This window comes from Collinsella aerofaciens (assembly GCF_020709435.1).
Classification (GTDB): domain Bacteria; phylum Actinomycetota; class Coriobacteriia; order Coriobacteriales; family Coriobacteriaceae; genus Collinsella; species Collinsella aerofaciens_AU.
The window spans coordinates 1-405 of sequence record NZ_JAJFDP010000055.1; the positions used below are offsets into that span (position 1 = coordinate 1).

At 69.6% G+C, this 405-nt stretch carries 1 protein-coding gene; it reads right to left on the minus strand.

What is annotated here, in order from left to right; genetic code table 11:
- Positions 1-405, minus strand: a 405-nt coding sequence (locus tag LK493_RS10110; RefSeq protein ID WP_265333368.1) for a sugar nucleotidyltransferase, incomplete at both ends; no start/stop codon positions are given.

A 405-nucleotide genomic window follows, 5' to 3' on the forward strand; every position in this document is an offset into this window, starting at 1 on the left:
CCTCCTCCAGCTCGGCGGTCGTGATCCAGCCGTTCTCCCAGGCGATCTCCTCGGGCACCGAGACCGGTAGGTCCTGGGAGTGCTCGACGGCGCGGACGAACTCCGCCGCCTCGTGGAGCGACTCCATGGTGCCGGTGTCCAGCCACGCGTAGCCGCGGCCGAGGGTCACCACGGAGAGCGTCCCCTCCTCCAGATACATCTGGTTGAGCGTGGTGATCTCCAGCTCGCCGCGTGCGGAGGGCTTCACCTCGGCGGCGCGGGAGGACACGTCGCCCGGGTAGAAGTACAGGCCGGTGACGGCGTAGGAGCTCTTGGGCTCGGCGGGCTTCTCCTCGATGGAGACGGCCCTCCCCTCGCCGTCGAACTCCACGACGCCGAAGCGCTCGGGGTCGTCCACGTGGTAGC